The following is a 24,523-nucleotide window of genomic DNA, read 5'->3' as shown; positions in this document are numbered from 1 at the left end:
CTGCACCGTGCACTACACAGCTGACGTGGCGGATTTTTGGTGTATCGGTTGTTTGCAGTGCGCCGATACCGGTGGTCTGGGTTAGCTCTTCCCTTCTGACCGTCTCATCCCCAAAGCAGCCGTCATGGGTTGCTGGCGAACGACTATATTGGGCGGGAAGCGGACGTTCGCTGCAAAGCGGACCAACGTCACCAATGCTCCAAAAGCGGACACTGGCCCAAAGTCAGTTTTCGAACCCAAGCAGAAGCTCAAACAAGTTGCAAAGGTGTCGGCTTTGATGGCCAAATCGGTCGCGAAGCATACCGAGGGCACGACACGACAAATCTGAAACGCTGCTTTGCCAAAATATGGCTGAGGTCAATGTGAATAGTCTACTCCAGCGGCGCGTCACACAATTTCACCATCATCGAAGAAGTGGACGCTCTTGCGAGATAACATCAGATCTCCATAGCTCTTCTCGCGGTGCCATATCTTGATGTCTGCAGTCCAACCCACCCTGAGCCCAAGGCGATGTGCTGCAGCAGCGACCTCATCTCTCCGCATTTCGCTCAAACAACCACATCGGCTATTGCCACCCTTAGGGTAAAGGTTGGTCCAGTGATCGTTCCATGTCGTCCAGCGCCCAACAGGCTGTTGTCCTACCTTTGTGATTATCCCGCCGTCCGCGCAGCGGTACGAAATCGGTTGAGAAAAAGCGTAGCTTGCGGGAAGGCTCAAGCCCAAGTGGAACAGATCGCCGAGCCAGTAGCCAAACGGGAACGGGAAAATTTCGACGCACAACGGAAGGCATTTGCCTTGAGCTGCCGGCCGGAATCGGTCCTCGGCTTTTAGCTGGCTTGGTTGCCCAAAAAACAGCGTTCCGGTAGGGAGCTCCCAAGCTGAACCGCCGAGGTCTGCTATGTCGGTTTCGGGAAGCGGAATATAATCGTCGCTCAGAAGCGTACAGGATACCGTGAGTGACGAGAATTCCGCGATGCTCAGGGAGAGTGGCGTCTTTATGTGCACGGGAACCAAAGATCCGGATGCTGTTCCTGCCTTCAGAATTTCGCGTATGACAGGCTCAAGCGAAGTATCTTCATCCGCGCACAAGTCTGGAAGCGCGCCTAGCCAATGGGGCCGGTCAACGCGCTCGATGTCTACGAGACCGCGATTGAGCGGCAAGCATTTGGAAGCTGCCGTATAGGCAACATCCAGCGGCATGCCCCAAAGGTCAACCGCGCAATGCAGTGTTCGCAAATAGGCTGATCGATAAATATCACCCTGACGCTGATCGATCTGTACCGACACGCCTGACCTTTCCAAAGAAGTTTCGAGAAAATGGTAGGGAAACCCCGAGTGAGGAGCGTCGGTAGTACTTCTCGTGTTTTCCCATTCGAATCCCCATTGCCTCATAAAGGGGAGACTAGACATCTGTTCCAAGCGCGTCAGTTCGTCGCCAAGTGACGATGGAACTTGCGATGTTCGGTTGCGCAAGAAGTACTCGGACGATTCGAACGAAGGGGGTACTTCATCGCAGTGTTGAGATGCCCAATCGTCGAGAGAGGCGAGCGGTCCGTAGACCTCTTTCAGTATGAAGTCGGCGAGAATAGACGGACACGCGATTTTTTTGGTGAGGGTGCTAAGGCTCGGAAGGTGGTTACTGTCAGCCGTCAATAGAACGGCCAGCCCTGAGCAAGTCTCGTTTTCTGTTCGTCGTTCTCCGAGCCAGGACAGATAGGTCTGAAGCGCGGTCGCTCCGAAGGACGGATCGCCAAGCAACTTCGCATATTCACGAGCTGCTTGCAGCCTTGCAAACCGAACCGGCCAATTGAGCCTCTCGAGAATGAAGCGCGCTGAGTCCATCATTTGAACCAAGCGCAAGGTGGGATAGGTTGGTCGGAGACTTCGGATACTAAGATCTCGACGAAGTTTTTCGTCAGGTTGATCGCCAGATCTTTCTGCCCGACGAGGAGCAAAAAGCGCACGAGATAGCGGAAACCGATCGCAAAAGAATAGCCCAAGCGCTTCCAGTAGGGAGCTCGGTCGGAGGTATCGCGAATGTATTCCTTCCATCTTTCTGGGAAATGCTTTGCGGCGGCTTCAAGTCGGCGATTGATCTCTTCCTCAGAGGTCCAGTTCGTCTGCCAGCCATGACGCGCGATATGGGCACGAACCAGCCAGCGGTATGACTCCTCGCGCTCCTCCACCTCGAGGCTCACTTCAAATGCCTCATTGAGCACTTCCTCGGCGATACTACTGGAATAGCTTTCGCCATCAGAATATGTACGAATTGCCTCAAGTGCCTGTTTCGAGAGGCCTTTTGCGCCCCAGTGATGCAACCATAACCTCGCCGCCGCTCGCTGGTCTTTGTAATCTATCCTATAGTCTCCCAAATCCTCCACCAGCTTTGCAAACTCGGACACCTTGTATTTCGTCGCATCAGGGGCGTCGACTCTCGAAATGTCGGATGAGCTGTTTGAAGGATGATAGGTGTGATCGGTGGGCATTCCGCCCAGAAGTCGAACCTGTTGCTTTGCAAGGGCCTTCGCTTCTGCATTGCCGCGCTTACCGAGGGCGGCAATGTCTTTGAACTCGACAAGAGTTCGAGCTAGCGCACGCACGTCGGGCGTAGCGAAATCGACCAGCTTGATATGCTGTTCCAGCACGGCCTCTGCGAGGTGGTACTCATCTTGTGCGATATGATGCGAATAGAAATGTATCAGCCGCTCAGGGCATACCCGCGCGACAGTTTCGATGAGCGCGGTTCTCGCGTGATTTGTGCCCTTGCCGTCAGTGAATTCTGTAATCTGCTCGACTATGGAGACAATCTTCTCGAGCAAAGGAGTCACGTCAACACCCGCCATCACGTGGATATCTTCGATAGTATCGAGCACATCATATATCCAAGGATCTTTTCGCCATCCATAACCGATGAGACAGCTGGCCGCTCGGGCGAGGAGAGACTTCGCCGGCAGATCATACAGTAGCGCATACTGTGAAAGCTCGATCCATCGGTCCGCCCTTTGGTTGAATTCGGTGATAGTCCGCGCCTCGTCGGCCACCGCCGCATCTAATGCGATCCGCGCCAGCGAAGATTCAAGCAGTGGAAGGTTGCTCTCGATTTGTGCTGCCATCCACGAACCTTCATCCCAGTGTTTCGAAGCGCGAGCCCTGCGCAACTCGTCGGGAGACACTTTCAGCACGCGACCTGCCGGGCTTTTAACGGCATGCAGCCCTATCGCGATTTCACGGAGTGCATGAACGAAGGAAAAATACTGCGTGCCCTCCGGGTCCGCGAGACTGCCGCGGCGAACCGGCTCAATTTCACGCGCGGCGTAATAAGGCGCAGCGAAAGACAGCTGCGCGCGCCCCGCCGCGATATCTTTGGCCAAAGTCGTCAGACATTGAAATACCGTTCCCACCCAGCCTTCAGGAGGAGTGCCGCTGATTTCGTGGCCATTGAGATAGTTCGAAAGTGCAGTGAAGAAGACAGAAACGAAGTAGCTTTCGACATCTGGATTGCGGCCGTATTCGTAGTCCTTACGGATCGGGCCTTTTGGGTCTGGAAGGCTCGTTTGGCGCTGTTTGTCTGTCGATTTATGGAAATGGCGCCAACACGAAAGAAGTGGGCTGACCTTTGAGCGTGGTGAGTAGGTGCGGGAGACATCTTGTCCCGTCGCAGAAGCCACGATGACGAGGGCCTCTTCAATGTGAAATCGCCAGGAAAGATCATTCTTTGCCTTGAGTGACTTTGCCGCCTGGATGAGGAGATCGGCTCGCTGCTCTTTACGAAGGCAAAAAACAAATGTCCTGAAGGAACTGTTTCGTGCTGCGTCGACCCGAAATCCTTTGAGGAATTCAATTACGCGTGCGGACTCCGTCTGCGGAAATATTGCGGCGATCTCAAGAAAGTGGCGGACCAAGAGTTCGAAATCACGATCAGGATGATGGCGAAGCTCTATCCAAAGATTAACTCGCCGACGCAGCTCTTCGAAGGCGTCTTCGATTATATCTGACGTGCGATCTGGCACCGTCTTAACAAGCGTAACAATCTCGTCGGAGCCGAGTGAGCCAAGCTGATCGGCCGAGAACACGACGCTCTCGATGTTGGAGGCAGCCCGTATCGCCACTTCCGAGAAGTCACCAAATTGCTGAACTTGAAACTCAGGGCCGTTGTCCACCCGTGTTTTGAGGGCGCGTAATTCGGTGGTGCGGACATAGTCATCGTGCGAAAAGGCCAATTCCTCAGCCCGAGAAAGAATCTCAATGATCTGATCAGGTGGCCACCCTTCGACAAGGGAGTCTATGACCCATTGGCGCGTTGTGCAGGTAAGCAGGTCGCCTTCGTCTCCATTCTGCGCCTTGATGATCCAATACCAGCCCCAGCGTTGGAAATTTGGTGCTTCATTCTTTAGCCATTCCACGATTTTCGGCAGTAGAGCCCTAAATGATGGGGCGTGATCATCCCGCTCCATTGCAAAGGCAAGCAAACTGCCGTGGAACGGTGCGACGCCCGATCGCTGAAACTCAAGGAGATGGTCTATTTCGTCGAGTGGACCAAAGCATCGTCGCAGTCCATCTGAAACCGGAGCCAGCCATCGCGTGGATGGTCTGCTTCGCAGAAGGCGACAGATCGCGCCACAGTCCAGCATAGTACTTTCGGATGTCGCCCTCGGGACAGCTGGGAAGGCGTGCGATTTCTTCGGGCGAAAATGCAAGTCCGTGTCGAACCATCGCTTCGAATGAATATATCAAGTGTAGAGGGTGGCCCAATGAGGTAGCGTAGAACGCGTCTCCAATCGCGCCGAGTTCATGTTGTTCCGTTTCAGTCGAGTGAACGTTGCTAAGCAACACCCGCCCGGCCTTGTGCTGCAGGACCACCCACCGTTGAACCGCATCGCGGTCCATCTGCGGAACCTCGATCCACGACTCACTGGTGACATGCTGGATCAACCGAAGAGGCAGACAGCTGTCAGCGACTCTTTGCGTGCCGACCAACACCGTTACGTTAGGCGGGCAGGGAAGAAGGGCATTGAAAAGTTGGTTCATCTGGCTGAGATCAGCATACTCCCTGGCCACATGGTCAAGTCCGTCGACCACAACCACGAACGGCTTCCCCTTTTTAGCGAAATGAGCGCCACAGGCGCCCACCCATTTCCTCAATTCAGTCGGAGTCTCCTCAAGTCCTTTCACGGCGTCTCGGTAACGAACCACCATTTGATCCATGAATGACGAAGCGATGTCCGCGAAGGAGTTTCGGTCGCCGGAGTCAGCCAGCGACAAGAAGTAATGGTGCCGTATCGTGGGCACTTCTTGCTTATGCAGTTCGTTCACCGCATAGGTCAGATAGGTACTCTTTCCACGACCAGGCGAACCCCAGAGCGCCCAGATCCCTGGCTGATCGGTCACACGCTTCATGAGGTCATCATGAAAGGGGCGACTGGGTGGCTCATACCCATCGGGGATACGGAAGTCCTGCGAAAGAGGTTGCGGTCTCTTTCGGGTGATAATCTGCGCTAGATGATTGTGCGTGATCCTTCCGTCCGGCCGCGGCTCGTTTCGTATCGACGCCCAGCGTCTTGCTTGGTGGAGAAGGAGGAGCCACCCTTCGCTGTTCGTAGATGACGGAACCAGCCGTCCGCGGAGGTTTGCCTCTAAGCGATTGATCATCGGCTCTGAGTGCTTGAACTCAAAGCTCGAAAAAAACTCTCAGCCTCGGCGGCACCGCCCAACTCCTTTTCAACGGTGGCTCGAGTGGAGTCGTCAAGAGCTCCCATATCGACCAACGCACCGGCAAGAGACTTTGCAAACTCGGAATCTGGCCGCCGGTTCGTTCTGAGGCAAGCAGACTTCACCTTGCCACTAAGCGATAGCCTCTTTAACGACGTTGCCCACTTATACAGCCGTGAGGTGCCCTTTGGTGTCTTTTCAAGAAGCCACTCCCAACCAAGGGGGTAAGTATCCGGTCGCGGTGTGAATTTGACTTGCGTAAGCTCGAACGTCCCGTCTGGCAACGCGGCAACTACGTCGTCCAGCGCACCAAACTCGCCGTCCTCTGATTCCAGCTGGATCCATTCGTACTTATCCGGATCGCGAAAGTACTCGACAAGAGTTTCAATCCCGATGAGGTCCTGGTAATCAAATCCTGTGCGCGTTATCGCTGCATTTTTGATGGAAAATTCTGTCACGTCTTATCCAAAAACCCAAGATTTCAAAACAAATACCTCAACTACGATTTTCGCCACCCCCTCTCACGATAAACTTTATCTAGTTTGGGTTGGGGTGCACTCTTTTTGGCCAGATATCCGCATTGGAACCTGCGACTCGATGTCGTTGGATCAGCTGCCAACACTCTCCGCTTTGTGTCAGACACAGTCATTCAAAGTGCAAAGTACGAAGATCAGCAATGGGCCGAAAGCGGTCATCCCGCTTCCTGCATCAACCTCTCCAAATGCTCGCGGCACACCATATCCACGAGCTGGTGGAGAAGGGCGGTGTGCTCGCCGAGCCAGACGAGGGCTTCCTCGCTGATCTCGTAATGCTCTGAGTAGCGCGCTTTCACGTAAGCTTCGTTCAACGTGTTGAACCAGGCACGAAAACGTTGTTGGTCTCGCGGCCATGCTTCAGCAAGCCGTCGGTTCTGCTCCTCCGACAGCGAACGAAGGAACGCGATGTTGTGAGAGGCGGGCCCGTAGTTGGTCAAAGTCAAAAGCACGGTGGAATAGGCACCTTCAATTGCTTGGTGCAGACTAAAGGCTGCACCTTTCCGCCAAACGTCGTCATCTTTCGATTGACCCAATTGCAGCACCGAGGTGTCCAGCATCATTTTTGCGCCAGAAAATCGCACGTCAAAATGCCGCTTCGCCACCCGCAACCGATCCTTCGGCGAGAGCAGCTTCGGCTCGGCCAGCGGCTCGTCATCGAGCTCGTAAAGAACAATGCCTTCCTTGCGAATGTCAGAGAAGAAATACTGGCCTTCCCGAAGATAGGTGTTCACCTCTCGCCGGGAGTGCACAATGAAGCTGACCGGGGTCTCGATATGCTTGTCCCGGATCAGTCGATCCTTGGCCTTGTACCAATAGGCTGCGAACTCGCAGAGCTTCTTGTTGTTGACGATGATCAGAAGATCGAAGTCTGACTTATAGCCCTTCATCGTATGCGGCTCATCCACCCAGCCGCCGCGGGCATAGGAGCCGAACAGAATGATCTTGAGGATCCGGCCCTTCTTCTTGAACTCAGCTGTTCCCTCTTTCAGTGCGTCCTCGAATTCCTCATGCAGGATGTCGAGCGCCCGGGCCAGCTCGCGCTGCTTGCGGTCCGGCATATGATCGAGACCTGTCTTCATCATGAGGGGTTAGGGACTTTCAAAACCTGGGAGAATGTTCAAAACAAAATCAAAGCATAAAACCTGACGCCAATCATCTCAATCTACACACTCAAACGGCAAGGGCAATGTGCGGGACGAAAGAGGACACAAGCAAGGTCCAGGGTAGTGGCCAAATGCCCGGCAAAGTCACCGCCTAAAGCCTAGCCAGCTCGTTCCCCAGGCTATCCGGCTGGACAAGCCTGGATCGCCTCATCCTCGCATTGACCAACCACACCCACGTTGGCTTGAGATGGACCCGAGTTTGGATGAGAAAACAACGGGATAAGCATGCATTTAGGAGGGCAAGATAAAAGGCGGATGTGCAAGCCACCCTGAAACCGGCTCTGTACATCGGGTTGCACCTGCACATGTCCCGAAGGCCCATGTGCAGGTGTTTGATACTAATGCTTTGAATGCTTTCCTGAAAACATGGTGCAAACCGCAATTGGCCAAGAAAAGTGGCATTGGCAGCTTTCCAAAAGGCCTGGTCGCAGAAGGCACAAACGATGGCGAATCCTCGCCAAATTCCGGCTCAATTCGCAGCAGAACTCAGGCCATATCGGTGTGAAAATCGGCGATATCGCGCGCTATATCCATCGTCTTTTTCGTCAAAGACTAACACTAAAACCAGCATCGGAAGACCAAACTTCTCCCTAAAAGGCTGCACCGGCCGATCATGCAGTCAAGGCGCTACGCCCGCTGCGCGGCGCGCCAAAAGGCGCGGCCTTGACGGCAAGACCCCTAGGCCGGTGCATGGGCCGGGGAGGGAGGTTGGCGGGGAAAATGCATGGCGAAAGACGATCATTGATCGCAAGCGAATGAGATTCATTGCAGAGGATTGGGTGGTCAGGGGATATTCGGGCTGCGGTATCAGATGTGAACTTACTAAAGATTGAGGGAAACAGGAGCCTGCGAAGAAGTCCGCCGGGGAGCATCTCAATGTCATGTTGTGCGGCCACAGTTAGCTTACGAACAAACGAAAGTTAGTGAGCAGAATGGAACTCTCTAGACCCGTAAAACGCCCGGATTTATCAAGTCCTGCAATCCGTAGGAAGTTGAAATACCGATCTCAACCTTACTTCAACCTGCTCAACTATGGGCGGCATGTCGGTTATCAAAAACGTGCCGCATGCTGCTACTGGGTGGCGAGGTGCCGCACGAAGGAAGGGACGTATTGCTAACATCGGCTAGGTATAACTGACGATGTTCTATCCGCTGATGGCGAAACGGTCTTTACCTTTTCCCAGGCCAAGCAGTTGGCAAAAGAATGGTTCAAAGAACATGAGAATCTGACGAATGCGGCACAGGAACGCCCGATTGGCGTCAGCCGTCATCTGATATTCTCGCCGATTGGTGACACCGTCACTATTGGACATGCGTTGCACGACTATGTGGAGTTCCTAATAGCGTGCGTTAGAAACAGTATATTGACGGAACCAATCGGTGCTGTTACGTATAACTGATAATACGTATAAGCAGGCGATTACAACGACACTCGATGCGGGGCAGAATGCGGAAAGCGAGACTGACACAAAAGGAGATTGCACGGTTGGCCGGCGTCAGTCAGGCAACCGTCTCTTTGGTCGTGAACCGCATTCCTGAGGGGTTGGGGCGCATTCCCCAGGCCACCCGTGAGCGCGTTGAAAAGATCATCCGCGAGACCGGCTATGTGGCGGACCCGATCGCGCGCAAGATGGTGAAGGGGCAGAACCGCATTCTGGGCGTGTTCACCTATGAGCCAGTGTTCCCCAGCGCGCAGACCGACTTCTTCGCGCCATTCCTTCTCGGCATCGAGGAGGCGGCACAAGAGCTGGGCTATGATCTTTTGTTGCTGACCGGCGCTGCGGGGCAGTCCAAGAAAATTTTCGGTGGCAATGTGCGCCTGCGATTAGCCGATGGCTGCCTGATTCTCGGGCGTCAGTTCGATCGTGCTGAGCTCGGCCAGCTGGTCGCCGGAGACTATCCCTTCGTGGCCATCGGCCGGCGAGACGATGCGGGTGGTCCCGTGCCCTATGTTGGCGCTGACTATGTTGGGGCGGTGCGCTCTCTGGTTGAGCAGGCTTTCGCTCTTGGTCATGAGCGTCTGGCCTATGTCGGTCCATCCGATGGCGTGGAATCGAGTGATGACCGCTGGGCCGGTTTTATCTCGGCGGTCGGCGATGACAACCGGCTGGTGCATTTGCCCGAGGTGACCCAGCCCGCCGAAATTCTTTTGAAATCCATCCTCGACAGCGGCGCGACCGTGGCCTTCTTTCTTGAACTCGCCGACGCGGTGCGGGTCGAGGCTTTAGCCCGCGCATGGGATCTGCGCGTTCCTGACGATTTGTCCATCGTGGTGCTGGGCAATCACCTCCGCGTTGAAACCAGCGCGCGGCAGTTTACCTCCTTCAGCATTCCGCGTGAGGAAATGGGCCGGGTGGCAACGCGCATGCTGGTCCAGCAGATCGAGCAATTGGCGGGGCGCGAGCAGTTGCTTCTGCCGTGCCCGCCCATATCGGGCACGACCCTTTCGGGTGTGCCGCATGATTAAAACAATCAATAAGAACGGAGTTACTGTGAAGGATTTGAGCGCAGATGTGCTGGTTGTCGGGGGCGGACTGGGTGGTGTTGCAGCTGCATTAGGGGCCTTGCGCGCCGGGCGAAGCGTGGTGATGACCGAAGAGTTTGACTGGATTGGCGGGCAGTTGACCAGCCAGGCAGTGCCGCCTGACGAGCACTCCTGGATCGAAATGTTTGGTGCGACCCGAAGCTACCGCCAGTTGCGCGAAGGTATGCGCGACTATTACAGACAGCATTACCCTCTAACAGCGGCGAGCCGCGCCTGGCGTGACCTCAATCCAGGTGCTGGCTGGGTCAGCAGGGTTTGCGCGGAGCCCCGTGTCGGTGTGGCGGTCCTTGAGGCCATGCTTGTGCCCTGGGAGGGGGCCGGAAAGCTGCGAATCTTAAAGCCGTACCACCCGATCGCGGCGGCGGTGGATAGCGATTGCGTGCGCGCCGTGACGCTGGAAAACAAGCGCACCGGCGATCGTGTTGAGATCAGCGCGGCCTATGTCATAGACGCCACTGAACTAGGTGACCTGCTGCCTCTGACGGGAACCGAATATGTCACCGGCTTCGAAGCGCAATCCGACACCGGGGAGCCAAGTGCACCCGCAAAGGCGCAACCCGATAATGAACAGGCCTTTTCCATTTGCTTTGCGATCGACCATGTCGATGGCGATCACACCATCGACAAGCCCGTCAATTACGACCATTTCCGAGCGTATCAGCCGGATTTCTGGGGCGCGCCGCTGTTGAGCTGGACAGGGCCAAATCCCAGAACGCTTGAAACGGTCACGCGGTCGTTTACGCCCAATCCGGACGATGATCCTCTGCTTGTGGATGCGGATCAACGCAAGAATGCGGGTGATGGCAATCTCTGGACATTCAGGCGGATCGCGGCACGGCGCAATTTCGTGCCGGGCGCCTACGCGTCGGACATTTGCCTCGTGAACTGGCCGATGATTGATTACATGGAGGCATCGATCACCGATGTTTCCGAGGCCGAAAAAGAAAAGCACATTAAGGCGGCGTCGGAGCTGTCCCTTTCCATGATGTACTGGATGCAGACCGAGGCGCCCCGTGTCGATGGCGGCTACGGCTTCCCCGGCTTGCGTCTGCGCGGCGATGTCACCGGTAACGAGAACGGTCTGGCGATGGCGCCCTATATCAGGGAGAGCCGCCGCATCCGTTCTGTAACGCGGATTGTTGAGCAGGATCTGAGCCACGCCGTCAGAGGCGATAAGGGGGCTGTGCGTTATCGGGATTCGGTCGGCATCGGTATGTATCGCATTGATCTGCACCCCTCGACAGGCGGCGACAATTATATCGACGTGCCGTCCTGCCCGTTTGAGATTCCGCTTGGTGCCCTCTTGCCGCAGCGCATGCGCAACCTGCTGCCGGCATGCAAGAACATCGGTACGACGCACATCACCAACGGTTGCTATCGACTGCATCCCGTCGAATGGAACATTGGCGAAGTGGTCGGCCTTCTTGCCGGATATTGTCTGGAAAAGGGGTTGGAGCCACACCAGGTGCAGGCCGACGACAGCCTGCTCGCCGGGTTCCAGAAGGTATTGGAGGGTCAGGGCGTTGAAACCCGCTGGCCCGAGATACGAGCCTATTAGGGAGGGCGCGCGATGACACCAGAAACCAACAGCACCCAGTCCTCTCACGTCATTGAGGGCGTTACGGTTCCTGTTACCACGCCCATGACCCTGGAACGCCAGCCCGATGCGGCGCTTCTCGGGGCGCAGTTCGAGCGTATCGCGGCGGCGCAGGTCGACACAATCATGCTGCTTGGCACTAACGGGGAGGGCGCGACTGTCAGGACAGAGGTTGCGGGAAGCTTTTGCGTGGATGCGGCGGCGCTGTGGCGCGAAACGAGGGGGCCCTCCGCTCGTGTGCTCGTCGCCGTTTTCGGGTCGGGCACCGATCAGACGCTGGATGCAGCACATGCCATTTTGCCCGCGCGCCCGGATGCTGTTGTTGTCGCACCGCCACATTATTTCATCCACACGGAGCAAGAACTGGCTGCACATTTTTCGGCCATGCGGGTGCTCAATGCGCCGATCGTTGCGTACAACATACCGCGCTATTCCAACAATCCCATATCGCTGAGCCTGTTCGAGCAGCTGTTCGCCATGCCCCATATCGTGGGGATGAAAGACAGCGGTGGTTCCAAAGAGCTGATTGAAAGGGCCGCTCAGTTGAGCGACACCCGGCACGATTTTGCGGTCAGTCAGGGCAACGAAAAAATGCTTGATTGGGGGCTTGCCAATGGTGCGCGGGGCGTCACCCCCGGTGTGGCGAACCTCGCACCTGCCGCTTGTCGCGAACTGGTCGAGGCAGTTGCAGGAAAGGATATGGCACGTGCGGCGGCGATACAGGCCCGGCTCACCGCGTTGACTGGCATTCATGCCATCCGTCCCGGTGTAGCGGCAATGAAAGCTGCAATGTCACTTCTCGGCCTGTGTCCACCCACACCCGGGGCACCCTTTGCGCCCTATGATGAGGAAGAGCTGGCCCGGTTGCGGCTCCTGCTCGGGGATTTCACCGATATTCTTTCTGCGCCTTTGCTGTCCGGGGAGCGCGCATGACGATCTCCGCCTTCAAACGCGTCGGGACAACGCTCCTTGTGGTGTGGGGCGCAGTCACGCTGATCTTCCTGTTGATCAGGCTGGCACCCGGTGATGCCGCCCTGGTCATGCTTGGGCCGACCGCAAGCCAAGAGCAGCTTGCGGCCCTGCGCACACGGCTGGGGCTCGATGATTCCCTGCTCACCCAATACGTGATTTTTCTGCGTGACCTGTTGCAGTTCAACTTTGGGAATTCTATCCGGCTCGGCAAACCAGCGATGCAGGCTGTATTGGAGCGTCTTCCGGCCACACTTCAACTCACGGTCGTTGCAACATTCTTTTCCCTGATCATCGGCATTCCTCTGGGCGCGTTTGCGGGCCGCCGCCCGGGACGTATGCTCGACAGGGCCATCTCCTCAATCGCCCTGGTGGGCAAGTCGATCCCCGGGTTCTGGCTCGGCGTCATTCTTATTCTGGTTTTTGCCCGTGAGCTGCGTTGGTTCCCAAGTTTTGGCGCTGGCACCCCGGCCCATATGGTGCTGCCCGCTATCACGATGATCCTGCCCTTCGTTGCGATTGTGATCCGTCTGACGCGTGCCTCTGTTGTCGACACCCTGGCGGAGCCGTTCATTCAGACCGCACATTCCAAGGGGCTGCCTGAGGCACAGGTCATGCGCTATCACGTTTTGCGTAACTCCCTGTTGCCGGTTGTGACCATTGTTGGCCTGCAGCTCACAACACTTGTTGGCGGCGCCGTGATAACCGAAGCCGTCTTTGCCTGGCCTGGAATTGGCTCCCTTCTCGTCGAAAGTGTAGCCGCCCGCGACTATAACGTGGTTCAGGCGATTGCCGTTGTGGTGACCCTGATGGTCGTTGCGATCAACGTCTCCACCGATTTGATCTATGTGCGGCTCGATCCGCGGATCCGGTTGGGAGGTGCACAATGAGCAGCATTGCGACCACCCCCGATTCTCACCGGAACACCGGATATGGCCTGATACTGCCCGGGGTGCTTATCGTGATTATCGCCCTTCTGGTGATCCTGGGGCCGCTGGTTTTGCCCTATGACATTGCGGCAGGCTCCATCCGCGACAGGTTGCTGCCCCCAGGCACCGAACTGAGAAATGGCAGCATTGCATGGCTGGGGACCGATGGGCAGGGGCGTGACATTCTCACGCTCATCATGCACGGCCTTCGTACGTCTGTGCTTGTGGCTGCAAGCGCGACCCTCGTGTCGGGCATTGTGGGCGTCACGCTGGGCATTCTCGCAGGTTATGCGGGTGGATGGATCGATGCAGTCATATCCCGCTTCGTCGAAATATTCCTTATTTTTCCCGCCATCCTGCTCGCTATCGTCATTGCCGGTCTGCTGGGGCCCAGCCTTGTCAATCTGGTCATCATCCTGGCGGTAACGCGCTGGGTGGTCTTCGCCCGTTTGGCGCGCGCCTCAACTCTGACGTTCAGAGAGCGCGACTGGGTGCGTGGGGCACGGGTGCTTGGGGTATCGAACATCCGCATCGTCGTGGTCCACATTCTGCCATTTCTCATCGGGCCATTGGCGACCGCCGCGACACTGGAATTTGCAGCCTTCGTAATGACAGAAGCGAGTCTGAGCTTTCTCGGCATTGGTTTGCCCGCGTCCACGATTTCGCTGGGCAAGACCATTTCGGAGGGCCGCGATTTTATGAGCCAGGCCTGGTGGATCAGCACCATGCCCGGTCTGGTCCTCGTGACGATTATCGTCGTGATCGGATTGATCGGCGATCACCTGTCATCGCGCTATGGCGGCCGATGAACACAAGAGCAAAAACAAGACCCAAACCAAAACCAAGGAGGATATGAAACATGAAAATAAAAACCATAGTGGGAATGGGAGGCATCGCCGCAGCACTGATGCTGACAGCCCCGGCATTCGCACAACCGAAAGAAAGTCTGGTTATCGGGTTGCCCAACGCATCTGTCGCCAATCTTGATCCGCTCGGCTCCGGCGCCCTGGTTCAGGGCAACCTGCAGATCAATGCGCAGCTTTTTGACACACTCGTCAAGTTCCGCGACGGCGAGTATGTCCCCAACCTGGTGCAAAGCTGGGAAGCCAACGAAGACGCCACTGAATGGACGCTTTCGCTGCGTGATGATGTGAACTTCACCGACGGTTCCAGCCTCGACGCTGAAGATGTGGTTGCTTCCGTCAACCGTGTGACAACGCAGGCAGGGCCCCTCGCAGGCCTGTTCTCACCGCTGACCGTGACAGCAAGCGGGCCGTTGGAGGTCACTGTATCGTCAGAGGCGGGACAGGGCGCGCTTCTTGGCAAACTCTCAATGCTTGCTGTCATTCCCTCGGAGCGGGCAGCGGACGAGAATTTTGGCCTGGAACCCGTCGGCAGTGGGCCATTCAAGCTCGTTTCCTTCGATCCCAGCCAGAGCGTTGAGCTTTCGGCCAATGAAAACTACTGGGGCGGTGCGCCAAAGCTCGCCGGTGTGACTTTCCGCATGGTGCCGGAACAGGCAGCGCGGCTGACAGCCCTTGAGACCGGTGAGATCGACCTGACCTGGACGCTGCCAGATGATGCTGTGTCGCGTCTTGAAGGCATTTCGGACGTCACTGTCGAAACAGTATCGACGCTCGCAAACCTCGTGGTCTGGTACAATGGTCAGCGCGCGGTATTCGAGGATGCCGCGGTGCGTCAGGCGCTTTGGAAGGCCATCGACTTCGAAGGTATCATTTCCGTGCTTTACCCAAGCACGGGCGAGCCGATGTCCGGCCCGCTGCCGGATGCCGTCTTTGGGGCAAGCGAGCAAACCCCCTATGCCTATGATCCGGATGCAGCCCGCGCCGAGCTTGAAGCCGCCGGGTTTGATTTCGACGGCACGATCCGGATTTTGATGACCAACAACAATTACGGACCGCTGGTCGAAGCCATGGTCGCCGACTGGGCCCGTATCGGGGTGAATGCCGAACTTGATCTTCAGGAAGCCGCAGTTGGTACCCAGCGTCTGCTCGCTCTGGATTGGGACATGGTCATCATCCAGCCGCTTGTGACCAGCACCGGTGACGCAGACTATAACCTTGGCCGCTTGTACACTTGTGCCGCAAACCGTACCGGACATTGCAATGCCGAGCTCGACGAGCTTTTGGCGGCCGCTGGTTCTGCTTCCGACCAGGCGCGGCGCGCGGACCTTTATGCCCAGGCCGGCAAGATCATCTGGGACGAGGCCATGGGCATTTATCCCATGAGTGTTCGCCAGATCTGGGCATGGTCGGATGCGGTTGAGGGCGTGAAGCTCGACTCGATCTACAAGCCTGACCTCACCGGGATCCACTTCGCAAAATGACGTTTGATCACCTCAAGGATGCGCCCCCGTCGTGGGGCGCATCCCGACCCTTGCTGGAAATTACCGACCTTGAGGTCAGCGCCGCCGGTGTGACCATTCTCGACAAGGTATCGCTCACAGCGTCTGCCGGTCGAACCACTGGTGTGGTCGGCGAATCTGGCAGCGGAAAATCCATGACCGTTCTGGCAGTAATGGATCTCCTGCCAAAGGGTTTGGATGTCGTTGGTGGGGCGATCCATTTTGAGGGGAAAGACCTCACCCGGGAAAACGCAGATCAGCGCCGCGTATTGCGGGGCACGGAGATGGCGATGGTGTTCCAGGATCCTCTGGCCGCGCTTAACCCCGCCATGCGTGTGGACGACCAGATCAGCGAAATTCTGGTTCGCCGGAAGGGGATGGACCGGATGGAGGCGCGCAAAAAGGCCGTCGAGCTGCTGGAGCGCGTTGAGGTTCCCGAGCCGGAAGTGCGTGCAACGCATTATCCGCATCAGCTGTCCGGGGGGCAGCGCCAGCGCGTGGTGATTGCCATGGCGCTTGCCGGATCACCGCGATTGATGCTCGCCGATGAACCCACGACCTCGCTGGATGTAACGGTTCAGGCGCATGTCCTCAAACTTCTGCGCCGTCTGCAGGCCGAAGAAGGGCTCGCCATGGTTTTGATCAGTCATGACCTGCGGGTCATGGCGCATTATGCCGACGATCTCGTGGTGATGCGTCATGGCGTCGTGGTGGAAACCGGACCAGCCAGAACGGTTCTGGCGAACCCGCAACATGAATACACCCGGCATCTTATTGCCAACGTGCCATCGGTACGCAAATCTACAGTCATGAGCGCGTGATGCCATCGAAACCTATATTCAGTGCCGAGAGCCTCGAATTTGCCTATCACCGCGGTGGGCATCGGACACGTGCCGTCAAATCCGTCAGTTTCACGGTTGATGAGGGCGAAATCCTCGGTGTTGTCGGCGAATCCGGTTGCGGCAAGTCAAGTCTCGCACGGCTGATTGCCGGTCTTTCAAAACCTGATGCAGGTACGCTCAACCTCGCGGGCGAGCACTTGCCCTATCGTCGCAGCCGCAAGCAGCGGCGCGATGTACAAATGGTCTTTCAGGACCCAAGGTCGGCCCTCAACCCGCGTATGAGCATTTTTCAACTGGTATCGGAAGGTTGGTTGACGCATCCGGAAATCGCGCCGGAAAACCAGCGCATTGCAGCCGGGGAGCTTCTGGCAAAAGTGGGACTGAGTGCAGACCTGCTCGATCGACAGCCCGATCAGATTTCCGGCGGGCAGGCGCAGCGGGTCGGTATTGCCCGAGCGCTCGCGGTATCTCCGCGGCTTTTGATATGCGACGAAGCCGTTTCCGCTCTCGATGTGTCTGCCCAGACCCAGGTGCTCCGCCTGCTCGCGGATATCCGTGAGCAGATGCAGCTTGCCATCATATTCATCTCTCATGATCTTGGGGTTGTGCGGCAGATTTCTGACCGGGTTGCCGTGATGTATTTCGGTGAGATTGTCGAACTTGCGCGGACCGAGGATGTTTTCGAGCACCCCGCGCACGACTATTCCCGCCATCTGGTTTCCGCCGCACTGGACATCAACCTCGATCCGGAAGCGGAGACGGGCACATGAACTTGAATGTTGTTGTCGTGGGTACGGGCGCATTTGCCCATACCCATGCCAAAGCGATTGCGCGGCAACCGCGCCTGAGGCTGGCAGGGTTCGTTGGGTCCCGGCCTGGCAGTGCCGACGAGATCGCCGGCGAGTACCGGACAAAATCCTATCCCGATCTTGCCGCAGCGCTGTTGGATGAGGGCATTCATGGCGTGATCGTGGCGACCCCCCATGCCAGCCATGTCCAAATCGGCGTGGCTGGCATCGCGGCAGGAAAAAGCGTTTTGGTTGAAAAACCACTCGCCACGACGGTTGTCGGCTGCGACCAGCTTGTCGCTGCGGCAATAGCTGGTCCCGGGCGCGGCATGGTGGGACACCTCATGCGCTGGTCGCCGGCCCACCAACAGGCCCGGGCCCTGATCGCTTCGGGCACGATTGGAATCCCGGTCAGCGCAGAAGGCCGCCGCTATATAGATTGGCAAAGTGCCGAACGGCGGCTCTGGCAGAAATCGGCGGATGCAGGCGGCGGCATGTGGCAGATCCAAGGCGTGCACATTGTCGACCAGTTGAGCTGGCTTCTGGATGCGCGTGCGCAAAGCGCGGTTGGCCTGACGCAAACGCGGTTCCACAAGGAACAGGATGCCGACGATTTCGGCAGTGCGTTGCTGAATTTCGGGGAAATTTCGGGGCGCATCAATATTGCCGGCACCCGTGGGCGCATGCAGCCTCAGGTCTATGCCGAGGTACTTGGCACAGAGGGGATGCTGCGTGTGTCACATCGCGGCCTTTTGGACGTGGATGTCGGGGCAGGCTGGAGCAATGCTCTCGAGCCGACCGATGTAGACCACTGGACGGCCATGCTCGATGCGGAATTGGGTGCATTTGCCGTACTGATCGAGACCGGTCGGGTCGATACGCCCTTTGAGTATGGTCGTTATGTGGCATCGGTCGTTGAGGCGATATCGCGATCGCAGCAAAGCGGCGCATGGGAAACGGTACGATGACACAACGCACGCGATTCATTCTGTTTGGCGCGGGACACTGGCATGCAGCCTGGCATCTTGATGCGCTTGTGGGCGCAGGGCAGGAAATTGCCGCAGTCGGTGCGCTTGAAGCACAGGCTGCCCGCCGGATTGGCGAGCGGTTTTCCGTACCATATTTCACCGATGAGGAGGAGATGCTGTCGCTTTTCCCGGACGCGGTTGCCCTGGTCCTCACACGCCCTGACCTGACACCGGCTCTGCTGATGAAACTGATCGATGCAGGCATGCCCTTCATCCTCGAAAAGCCCGGCGCGTGCGACGCAGCGGCGCTCGTCCCGGTTCTGGCGGCGGCAGAAGAGAAAAGCCTCCCCACAATGGTACCACTGGTCAACCGGTCGATGGCCTTCTGGCGTGAATTGGTGAATATCTCTTCAGCCCCGGCCTGGACCCACGCCCATTTCAGAATTCTGGCAGGGCCACCCTCGAGATATATCCGCGATGGCGTGGGCTGGGTTCTCGATCCTGCGCGCTCTGGTGGCGGGGCGTTGCGCAATCTGGGAATACATGCCGCCGACGCGGCGCTGGTACTGGCGCGAGACGAACCCATAGAAGTAATGAGCGCAGGCATCTCGAATGTTTTGCACGGATTGCCGGTCGAGGATTTTGCCTTCGCATCGCTGCGTGTCGGTGGAAGCCGCAGCATCACGATCGAGGCCGGCTATTGTATGCCCTCAGAGATCACAACCGAGAAAGAGTGGCGTATACATGGGCCGGGTTGGGCAATCGCAGAGAATAACGGCCTGTTGAGCGTGCGTACGCCCAAGGGTCGCAATCAGCGCAACAGCCCACCATCAGCTGAACAATATGCCGAATTCGGATCCGAAATGGCCCGGTTTGCGCGAGCCGGAAAGGCCGGTGTCGCCAATCTGCGAGACCTGGTTTCGGCTCAGATGCTGATCGACACGATCTACGCACGGGCGGCACATTTGGGCGCAGCGAGCGCGAATTGAAAAAGCGCCACCCAAGGTCCAAGCGTGCGATATCAGGGCGGCGCTGTCCCCAGAGGTTGCGCTATTCAATGACAGATGGGTGCTTGTACAGCCGAACAGGATTGCCGGGTGTCCGTGAAATGATGCCTTTGACTTCCAGATCGAGCTGAACCGCCTTCAACGACCATCCCGCTGTCTTGCCCTGCGGGAAGAGTGCTTGGGGCAGAAGCGAAAGCAATGCCCCTTGACTTCGGCCACAGGCATGCCAAGCGCCGCTTCGGGCAACACGGCCAGAAGCGCATCATGTATCGCCATACTCGAGGTCATGCAAAGAACTAATCAGTGAAGAGCAGCCGTCTGTGGTTTAGGTTTCTCAACGGCGGTAATTATGCCAGCCTTGGCGCCGTGACGCGCCTCACACAAGTTCTGACCATTCGGCATCAGGCCACGGTTCTTTCTTCACATTAGCCACCAAGGCGACAATCCTTTCTTAAATCTTAGAGAATCCCTTCGGCGATCGAGGCCCTTCCTCCGCCAGAAGCGCACTCTGCAGGATGGCACCGATTGCATCGGAGGCGCGCCTTGCCGGATCATCGGCTATGTGCGCATAGCGCTGGGTCGTGGCGGCCGACGTATGACCAAGGAGACGTCCGACGATAGGTAGGCCGAAGCCCGCCGCCGCGCCGATGCTGGCATGGGTGTGCCTCAAATCGTGCAGACGGACATCCTCAATGCGGGCGACGGCCCGGATCTGGTCCCACGGTTTTTTGAGATCATGACGCGGATGGTCCGGATCATTACCGGGAATGACATAGGTGCCGGCCCGTTCCATGTCGTCGAGTATGGCGATGGCGGAGCGGTTGAGGATGACGGTCTTCTGCCCCGTCTTGGAGTCCGACAGGAACAGCAGTCCCCGCTCCAGATCGACCTCCTTCCATTTCAAATCGAGGATTTCCCGCAGGCGGCAGCCGGTGAGTAGCAGCAGGCGGATGGCGTTGGTTACGTGCTTTGGGTAGACGAAGACCTGATTGGACTTCGGTACATGTTTGGCGGTCTCCGAATCTGCGGAAATGGTCCAGGGAATACCGGTGGTTTCCGCCTTGATTAGAGCCTGCCCAAGATGCGTGATCTCTTCGCTTGAGAGATATCTTTGGCGTCCCTTTTCACGGAACCGTTTGACCCTGCGCGCGGGGTTTGACCCCTCGGACAGGTAACCATTGATGATGCCCCAATTAAACAGGCTGCTCAGGCAGGAGAGCACTCTGTTGGCCTGATAGGGGCTTTCCGCCATGCCGACATGGATTTTGCTGATATCGCGTGTGGTGATATCTTCAGCCAGCAATTTGCCGAGCCGTGGCAGGACATGGCGGTCCATCGACCGGCGATAATCCTTAAACGTACGCGGCTTCAGCTTTGGCCCATGCAGTTTGAGATACACATCGACCAGTTCACACAATCGCAAAGCGCGCCGGTCGGCTTCCCGGTCAAGTGCCGGGTCTGTGCCTAGGGCAACACTGCCGAGCACTTTCTTTGCGGCAAGCCGCGCCTCTTCTGGGGTTAATGCCCCGTAACGCCCGAGTTTGATCTGCCGTCTGGTCCCCCGGTTCCGGTAGCGGCAGATGAAGGTTTTGCTGCCATTGATGCCGACCTGCACGCCGAACCCGCTTAGGTCGTCATCCCAGACAAAGTATCGCTCACCATTTGACCTCAGATTGTCGACGTTTCGTTTTGATATTTTCATCCGAAATGCTTGCAATCACAGCGCTGAAACACCCGAAATTGACGTCCATATGACGTCCAAGTGCAAGAAAATTGGTTCCAGATGGGGCCAAACGGGTCAAATACCGAATTAACAATTTCAAGTGGTTGGAAAGATCAGCTAAAGTAATGCAGTAGCAGAAAATAGCCATAAATCAGCCTCTTAATCAGCGGGTCTGGGGTTCGAGCCCCCACTCACCCACCAAATTTTCTTCTCGATGATTTGACGAAATGGCACCAGCTGGTGTCATGAAGCGTAGTGAGCCACGGCTCACCCGTTTTCGAGCCCCACTTCGCCAACCATATAGCGCGAGTGGAGACAAAGGCCTGCGGCGCCGATAGCCTTGGCATAGGGTCCCACTTGCCCGCAAACAATTGTGATGTCGGGGCGCTTCGAACCCAGGGCCGTTGAGACAGAATCGCGTATCTTTTCGGCAATGCCGCGCGGATACCGCCCATCCAGTATGACAGTCTTGACGTCAACAAATCCAGAAAGCATCTCGATTGCATCGGCAAGGTCCGCGCCGCAAATCGCGATCCATTGCTCCAGCAAGGGACCATAATCCGGCCATGACGGCTCTCCCTGCCAGACGGGTGCTGTGGCAAGGTCCGCACCGGTCAATGCAGTGTCCAGATTGACCAGTGACGTGATTTTCATCGATTGCCGGATGGTGCTCCCGCCATAAATACGGTGGTTGAGCGCCAGTCGGCTGGTCGTGGTCGAACCGACGAAGAAATATGCAAAATCGTCGAGGTGGCGCGCCGTGCCAAAGATCATCTCGGCACCGGCGGCGGCGGTAACATCGTTCTGAATATGCGCTTCCATGTCCGCGATCGCGCCAATCGTGGTTTCAAAATCGACTGCTGACCACCGCTGCATGGCGTCCTGCGGCATGCCTGGCGCCTCGACGCTTTCGATGCCTTCGGGCACGGCAATCCCGATCCCCACGAGGCGGTCTCTGTGTTCAACCGGCAAGTGCGCCCGCAGCTTTGGCAGATCGTCCGCCAGGCGCTCAAAGATCACATCGGCGTTGGGCCAATCATAGATATAGCCTATGTGCTGCCGAACCTGCCCGATGAAGTCGATCAGCACCAGGTCGGTGCTTTTCATGCCGATCTTCATGCCGATCGCATAGGCGCCGTCTGGCCTCAGCGATAGCGGGATGGTCGGCGGGCCGACCCGGCCGCGCTGGGCTTCCCCCGAGACGATCAATTCGTCACGCTCGAGCGAGCGGGCAATCACGGAAATCGTCTGGGCGCTGAGACCGCTGCGTTGGCAAAGTTCCATGCGCGAGAGGTTTTCATGCTGCCGAAGAAGCGACATGACGAGCCGCTCGTTATAGGTGCGCACACGCATCTGATTGAGGCCGCCGCTTCTGTCGCTGACCCTTATCGCCGGGGGAGGCGCAAAACGCATGTCGGGCATGAAGATCTGCTTTCCGTGTTGATTTCGTGCACTTGATTATCAGATGTCGGGCCAACCGATAGCCTCGACCGCCTCGGTCATTGCAATTCCCAGGCGCCTGTGACCCTCAGCATCAAGATGGAAGCCGTCGGCCGTGCTTGATTCCACCACACTCCCGGCATCAAAGAAATGCACCTCCAGCGCATCCGCGATCCGCGCGAACTCGCTTGCAAGCTGCATGGACTTGGCGCGCCCGCCCTCAAAGACGCTTTCCCATCCGTGCAGGTCTTCAAGAATCGGGGGAGGCGAGACGATCATGATTTCGGGAATGCGCTGTCCCGGGCCGGCGCGAAGCTCCTTGATGTCCTGCACCAGCGCACCCATGCCCATCGCAATTTCGGTGGCTGGCTTGGCAAACCTTGCCTTAAGGTCGTTGGTTCCCAGCATCAGGATGACGAGATCGAGCGGTTTGTGGCTCTGGATACAGGGCTTGATATACCGCCGCCCGTTCTTCTCCTTACCCTCGATCGGGTCGTCACTAACGGTTGTGCGTCCGCTCAGGCCTTCCTCAATCACCAGCCAGCCCCTGCTGCCGAGCAGGTCACGCATTACGCCGGGCCACCGCTCCGACGGGCCGAAGCGTTCATCGGGCGTGTCCGCCGTCGTTTGTCCGTAGGTATTTGAATCGCCGAAGCAAAGTAGCGAACGCATAAATTCTCCCTTAAGCGCGCAGGCTGGATGTCAGCCTGAACAGACCCGGAATCTATTGCACGGCTCGTTGTTCTGTCAATTAATAATTCAATATGAATAACTAATTGACAAGTGTTTTGGGCTGGTGTTTTCTGCCCGCCAGAGTGGAGTACGAGCGAGGCATGATGCCGCCAAGTCTGCCATTCGCCTAAAAGGAGGAGAGCAATGCGTAATTTTTTTGAAGTGGCGCGCCGGGGAGTGGTGCGTGCCGTATCGGTGGCGGCGTTGTCGGTCATAGCCGTCAGTGCTGCAATGGTACCCGTTCAGGCCCAGGACGAGGGGCCAATTCTGGTTGTCAGCGGCCCGTTGTCATGGCCGTTCTTTGCTGCCGTCAAGCAAGGTTTTGACGATGCGGCAGCGCTTTACGGCGTTGAGTATCAGTACATCGCCGTGACCGACACCGCGAATATGACGAGCGATTATCCGCGTCTGCTTCAGCAGGCCATCAGCCGTGATCCCTCGATGTTGCTGGTGGGAGAGTTTTTCCCTGACGGCATGGATCCGCTGATCAAGGAAGCGACCGCCAAGGGTATCCCTGTCATTATTCACAACTCGGGCCAGACGCTGTGGGAGCAGAACGGTTCGCTCGGCTTCATCGGCGAAGATCCCTATCAGATGGGCTACAAGGCCGGTCAAATTCAGGCGGAGGGCGGGGTCACCAAAGGACTTTGTTTCAACCAGGTGCCCGGTAACCCGACCGTTGAGGCCCGTTGCACAGGCTATATCGATGCCATGAAAGAGGCAGGCGTCGAAACTGTCTATCAAACGATCGGCACGGGCGAGGCGACCAACCAGCAGGCCATGATGCAGGCAATTGCCGGTACGTTGCAGGCCAATTCCGATATCGACGGCATCTATACACTCAATGCCGAACCCGCGATCAGCGCGCTGCGCGCTGTAGCCGATGCCGGCAAGGCAGGCGAGATCATGATCGGCACCGCTGATCTGTCCAATGAAGTGCTCGAAGCCATCAAGGCCGGTGATATCGCCTTTGCAATGGATCAGCAGCCTTACCTTCAAGGCTATCTGTCGATCCAGTCAGCTGTGCTCTACCAGAGATACGGCCTGCACCCGATTGGCGCGGTGACAACCGGGCCGCTGGTGATCGACAACAGCAATGTCGACAAGACGCTGGAAGTTAATCGCGAATTCTCTGGCGTTCGTGGCGCGTCCTGATTGAAATTGTCTCCCGGGCCGGCGCCGTGTCGGCCCGGGATCTTAATTTAACCCG

At 57.2% G+C, this 24,523-nt stretch carries 20 protein-coding genes; 11 read left to right on the top strand and 9 right to left on the bottom strand.

Features of this window, described 5'->3' with window-relative positions; genetic code table 11:
- Positions 1-387: 387 nt before the first annotated feature.
- The 5 genes from L1P08_RS05805 to L1P08_RS05785 all read right to left on the bottom strand — a co-directional run bounded on the left by L1P08_RS05805 (position 388) and on the right by L1P08_RS05785 (position 7,327).
- A complete protein-coding gene (locus tag L1P08_RS05805) occupies positions 388-1,842 on the bottom strand; it encodes a hypothetical protein (RefSeq protein ID WP_303619057.1) in 1,455 nt (484 codons plus the stop codon).
- The gene (locus L1P08_RS05800; RefSeq protein ID WP_303619056.1) at positions 1,842-4,454 is read right to left on the bottom strand and encodes a hypothetical protein; all 2,613 of its coding nucleotides are present in this window, start codon (positions 4,452-4,454) and stop codon (positions 1,842-1,844) included. The genes L1P08_RS05805 and L1P08_RS05800 overlap by 1 nt, the downstream gene beginning before the upstream one ends.
- A gap of 52 nt (positions 4,455-4,506) precedes the next feature.
- A complete protein-coding gene (locus L1P08_RS05795; RefSeq protein ID WP_303619055.1) occupies positions 4,507-5,397 on the bottom strand; it encodes a P-loop domain-containing protein in 891 nt (296 codons plus the stop codon).
- Between the two features lie 248 nt (positions 5,398-5,645).
- Positions 5,646-6,167 (bottom strand): hypothetical protein, encoded by a 522-nt coding sequence (locus tag L1P08_RS05790; RefSeq protein ID WP_303619054.1) that lies wholly within the window; start codon positions 6,165-6,167, stop codon positions 5,646-5,648.
- 233 nt (positions 6,168-6,400) lie between these two features.
- The gene (locus L1P08_RS05785; protein WP_303619053.1) at positions 6,401-7,327 is read right to left on the bottom strand and encodes a nucleotidyltransferase and HEPN domain-containing protein; all 927 of its coding nucleotides are present in this window, start codon (positions 7,325-7,327) and stop codon (positions 6,401-6,403) included.
- Positions 7,328-8,855: 1,528 nt separating this feature from the next.
- On the opposite strand from L1P08_RS05785, the gene L1P08_RS05780 reads away from it, so the two are divergent.
- The 10 genes from L1P08_RS05780 to L1P08_RS05735 are packed head-to-tail and all read left to right on the top strand — an operon-like array spanning position 8,856 to position 19,400.
- A complete protein-coding gene (locus L1P08_RS05780; RefSeq protein ID WP_303619052.1) occupies positions 8,856-9,875 on the top strand; it encodes a LacI family DNA-binding transcriptional regulator in 1,020 nt (339 codons plus the stop codon).
- A gap of 25 nt (positions 9,876-9,900) precedes the next feature.
- Positions 9,901-11,511 carry an FAD-dependent oxidoreductase gene (locus tag L1P08_RS05775; RefSeq protein ID WP_303619051.1) on the top strand — a complete coding sequence of 537 codons (1,611 nt, stop codon included), beginning with the start codon at positions 9,901-9,903 and terminating at the stop codon, positions 11,509-11,511.
- A 12-nt stretch (positions 11,512-11,523) separates the two neighbouring features.
- Positions 11,524-12,483 carry a dihydrodipicolinate synthase family protein gene (locus L1P08_RS05770; RefSeq protein ID WP_303619050.1) on the top strand — a complete coding sequence of 320 codons (960 nt, stop codon included), beginning with the start codon at positions 11,524-11,526 and terminating at the stop codon, positions 12,481-12,483.
- The gene (locus L1P08_RS05765; protein ID WP_303619049.1) at positions 12,480-13,409 is read left to right on the top strand and encodes an ABC transporter permease; all 930 of its coding nucleotides are present in this window, start codon (positions 12,480-12,482) and stop codon (positions 13,407-13,409) included. The genes L1P08_RS05770 and L1P08_RS05765 overlap by 4 nt, the downstream gene beginning before the upstream one ends.
- Positions 13,406-14,257: an ABC transporter permease gene (locus L1P08_RS05760; protein ID WP_303619048.1), complete on the top strand. Its 852-nt coding sequence runs from the start codon at positions 13,406-13,408 to the stop codon at positions 14,255-14,257. Before L1P08_RS05765 ends, L1P08_RS05760 begins: the two co-directional genes overlap by 4 nt.
- A gap of 50 nt (positions 14,258-14,307) precedes the next feature.
- The gene (locus tag L1P08_RS05755) at positions 14,308-15,795 is read left to right on the top strand and encodes an ABC transporter substrate-binding protein (protein WP_303619047.1); all 1,488 of its coding nucleotides are present in this window, start codon (positions 14,308-14,310) and stop codon (positions 15,793-15,795) included.
- The gene (locus L1P08_RS05750; protein ID WP_303619046.1) at positions 15,792-16,634 is read left to right on the top strand and encodes an ATP-binding cassette domain-containing protein; all 843 of its coding nucleotides are present in this window, start codon (positions 15,792-15,794) and stop codon (positions 16,632-16,634) included. The genes L1P08_RS05755 and L1P08_RS05750 overlap by 4 nt, the downstream gene beginning before the upstream one ends.
- Positions 16,634-17,425, top strand: coding sequence for an ATP-binding cassette domain-containing protein (locus L1P08_RS05745; protein ID WP_303619045.1), 792 nt, complete (start codon positions 16,634-16,636; stop codon positions 17,423-17,425). Before L1P08_RS05750 ends, L1P08_RS05745 begins: the two co-directional genes overlap by 1 nt.
- Positions 17,422-18,411: a Gfo/Idh/MocA family protein gene (locus L1P08_RS05740; protein ID WP_303619044.1), complete on the top strand. Its 990-nt coding sequence runs from the start codon at positions 17,422-17,424 to the stop codon at positions 18,409-18,411. The genes L1P08_RS05745 and L1P08_RS05740 overlap by 4 nt, the downstream gene beginning before the upstream one ends.
- Entirely contained in the window at positions 18,408-19,400 is a 993-nt protein-coding gene (locus L1P08_RS05735) for a Gfo/Idh/MocA family protein (RefSeq protein WP_303619043.1), read from the top strand. The genes L1P08_RS05740 and L1P08_RS05735 overlap by 4 nt, the downstream gene beginning before the upstream one ends.
- Before the next feature lie 61 nt (positions 19,401-19,461).
- On the opposite strand, the gene L1P08_RS16410 is transcribed toward L1P08_RS05735, so the two are convergent.
- The 4 genes from L1P08_RS16410 to L1P08_RS05720 all read right to left on the bottom strand — a co-directional run bounded on the left by L1P08_RS16410 (position 19,462) and on the right by L1P08_RS05720 (position 23,253).
- On the bottom strand, positions 19,462-19,617 hold the full coding sequence (locus tag L1P08_RS16410; protein WP_438268441.1) for a DUF6958 family protein: 156 nt from the start codon (positions 19,615-19,617) through the stop codon (positions 19,462-19,464).
- 252 nt (positions 19,618-19,869) lie between these two features.
- On the bottom strand, positions 19,870-21,120 hold the full coding sequence (locus tag L1P08_RS05730; protein ID WP_303619042.1) for a tyrosine-type recombinase/integrase: 1,251 nt from the start codon (positions 21,118-21,120) through the stop codon (positions 19,870-19,872).
- A 288-nt stretch (positions 21,121-21,408) separates the two neighbouring features.
- Positions 21,409-22,563 (bottom strand): ROK family transcriptional regulator, encoded by a 1,155-nt coding sequence (locus L1P08_RS05725; protein ID WP_303619041.1) that lies wholly within the window; start codon positions 22,561-22,563, stop codon positions 21,409-21,411.
- Positions 22,564-22,602: 39 nt separating this feature from the next.
- Positions 22,603-23,253 carry an SGNH/GDSL hydrolase family protein gene (locus tag L1P08_RS05720; RefSeq protein ID WP_303619040.1) on the bottom strand — a complete coding sequence of 217 codons (651 nt, stop codon included), beginning with the start codon at positions 23,251-23,253 and terminating at the stop codon, positions 22,603-22,605.
- A gap of 204 nt (positions 23,254-23,457) precedes the next feature.
- Between L1P08_RS05720 and L1P08_RS05715 the strand changes: the two genes are divergently transcribed.
- Positions 23,458-24,468, top strand: coding sequence for a sugar ABC transporter substrate-binding protein (locus L1P08_RS05715; RefSeq protein WP_303619039.1), 1,011 nt, complete (start codon positions 23,458-23,460; stop codon positions 24,466-24,468).
- The last annotated feature ends 55 nt before the right edge of the window (positions 24,469-24,523 follow it).

Source organism: Mariluticola halotolerans, from assembly GCF_021611515.1.
In the GTDB taxonomy this organism is placed as follows: Bacteria; Pseudomonadota; Alphaproteobacteria; order Rhizobiales; family Devosiaceae; genus Mariluticola; species Mariluticola halotolerans.
This window is presented reverse-complemented; position numbering and strand designations above follow the sequence as displayed.

Coding starts and splice junctions, on each gene's coding strand:
- L1P08_RS05805 (WP_303619057.1), bottom strand. CDS start 1,842: ATGGACTCAGCGCGCTTCATTCTCGAGAGGCTCAATTGGCCGGTTCGG.
- L1P08_RS05785 (WP_303619053.1), bottom strand. CDS start 7,327: ATGATGAAGACAGGTCTCGATCATATGCCGGACCGCAAGCAGCGCGAG.
- L1P08_RS05770 (WP_303619050.1), top strand. CDS start 11,524: ATGACACCAGAAACCAACAGCACCCAGTCCTCTCACGTCATTGAGGGC.
- L1P08_RS05800 (WP_303619056.1), bottom strand. CDS start 4,454: ATGGAGCGGGATGATCACGCCCCATCATTTAGGGCTCTACTGCCGAAA.
- L1P08_RS05765 (WP_303619049.1), top strand. CDS start 12,480: ATGACGATCTCCGCCTTCAAACGCGTCGGGACAACGCTCCTTGTGGTG.
- L1P08_RS05725 (WP_303619041.1), bottom strand. CDS start 22,563: ATGCCCGACATGCGTTTTGCGCCTCCCCCGGCGATAAGGGTCAGCGAC.
- L1P08_RS05735 (WP_303619043.1), top strand. CDS start 18,408: ATGACACAACGCACGCGATTCATTCTGTTTGGCGCGGGACACTGGCAT.
- L1P08_RS05730 (WP_303619042.1), bottom strand. CDS start 21,120: ATGAAAATATCAAAACGAAACGTCGACAATCTGAGGTCAAATGGTGAG.
- L1P08_RS05755 (WP_303619047.1), top strand. CDS start 14,308: ATGAAAATAAAAACCATAGTGGGAATGGGAGGCATCGCCGCAGCACTG.
- L1P08_RS05720 (WP_303619040.1), bottom strand. CDS start 23,253: ATGCGTTCGCTACTTTGCTTCGGCGATTCAAATACCTACGGACAAACG.
- L1P08_RS05715 (WP_303619039.1), top strand. CDS start 23,458: ATGCGTAATTTTTTTGAAGTGGCGCGCCGGGGAGTGGTGCGTGCCGTA.
- L1P08_RS05795 (WP_303619055.1), bottom strand. CDS start 5,397: ATGAAGCGTGTGACCGATCAGCCAGGGATCTGGGCGCTCTGGGGTTCG.
- L1P08_RS05740 (WP_303619044.1), top strand. CDS start 17,422: ATGAACTTGAATGTTGTTGTCGTGGGTACGGGCGCATTTGCCCATACC.
- L1P08_RS05780 (WP_303619052.1), top strand. CDS start 8,856: ATGCGGAAAGCGAGACTGACACAAAAGGAGATTGCACGGTTGGCCGGC.
- L1P08_RS05760 (WP_303619048.1), top strand. CDS start 13,406: ATGAGCAGCATTGCGACCACCCCCGATTCTCACCGGAACACCGGATAT.
- L1P08_RS05750 (WP_303619046.1), top strand. CDS start 15,792: ATGACGTTTGATCACCTCAAGGATGCGCCCCCGTCGTGGGGCGCATCC.
- L1P08_RS05745 (WP_303619045.1), top strand. CDS start 16,634: ATGCCATCGAAACCTATATTCAGTGCCGAGAGCCTCGAATTTGCCTAT.